This window comes from Flavobacterium sasangense DSM 21067 (assembly GCF_000686885.1).
In the GTDB taxonomy this organism is placed as follows: Bacteria; Bacteroidota; Bacteroidia; order Flavobacteriales; family Flavobacteriaceae; genus Flavobacterium; species Flavobacterium sasangense.
This window is the reverse complement of record NZ_JMLU01000072.1, coordinates 1-1,086: the sequence shown is the minus strand read 5'-3', so window position 1 is coordinate 1,086 and position 1,086 is coordinate 1. Positions and strand designations below refer to the sequence as shown.

The following is a 1,086-nucleotide window of genomic DNA, read 5'->3' as shown; positions in this document are numbered from 1 at the left end:
AATGAGACAGAAAATTTTATTATTATTATTGACTTTTATAAATTTTATAAATGTTCATTCCCAAAAGTTAAATGGAACTTGGATTTTAGAAAAAACGGTTTATGAAAATGGAAATCCTTTAGAAATAAATCATACTTTATATTCCACTTTTACCGAATATGAATTTTTAACAAACTCTATTAAAATAAATGATCAAAAATTCAATGCAAAATTTACAAATAATTCAATAAAACTTGATTTTAGAGAATTGCTTTTTTCATTCGAGAATAACTATTTATTAATTCAAGAAAAAGGTGATGACAAAATTCAAATTTTATCTAAAAAAGAAGATTTTTTAAGTAAAAACATTGAATTCAAATCAGAAATTGAAATAAGAAATCAAGATACTCTTTACATTTCGAATGAAGTTTATAAACCACAATTTAATAACGAGTTAACATTTGAAGATTTTTTAAGAAAAAACATCTCGAAATACACATCAGAATCTACAAAAAACAATTTATTTAAATCAGAATTTGTTTTAACTAAAGAAGGGAAAATTAAAGACATTAAAATTTTAAGCGGTATTTCAAAATCATTTGATAACGAGTTTATTGTAGCTTTAAATAAAGCCGAAATATATTTTAAAAATCAAACTGGAAAAGATTTTATAATAAGACATAATTTTAATTTTTTTCAAATGTTTAAAGGGTTAACTGAAAAAACAGAGAAAGAGTTCTATGCTATTCAGAAAAAAGGGAATTTACACTTTCAAAATAACGAATTTGATAAAGCAATTATAGAATATGAAAAACTTTATATTATGGATTTAAATTCTATAAAAGAAAGATTTGGATTTTTATACAGTGAAGCATTTATAAATTTAGGGATTTCATATTTAGCTGTAAATAAAAATGAAGAAGCTTGCAATTCATTTTCAAAAGTTGGAGACATAAGAAATTTCAAAGTCCGAAATTATTTAATTAACTTTTGTAAATAAAAAACTACACACAACAGCGGTTTGCTTCAATGGCTACTTCCGGATTTTCCTACGGAAAATCCGCTGCTGAATGGAATGTTTTGTTATATTTGTAATGGCTTGGTGTT

1 protein-coding gene is annotated in these 1,086 nt (G+C 23.4%); it reads left to right on the top strand.

The genetic code is table 11. From position 1 onward, the window contains the following. A partial coding sequence (locus tag BP92_RS17160; RefSeq protein ID WP_026726553.1) for a tetratricopeptide repeat protein occupies positions 1–979 on the top strand: 979 nt, incomplete at its 5' end. Positions 980–1,086 lie beyond the last annotated feature (107 nt).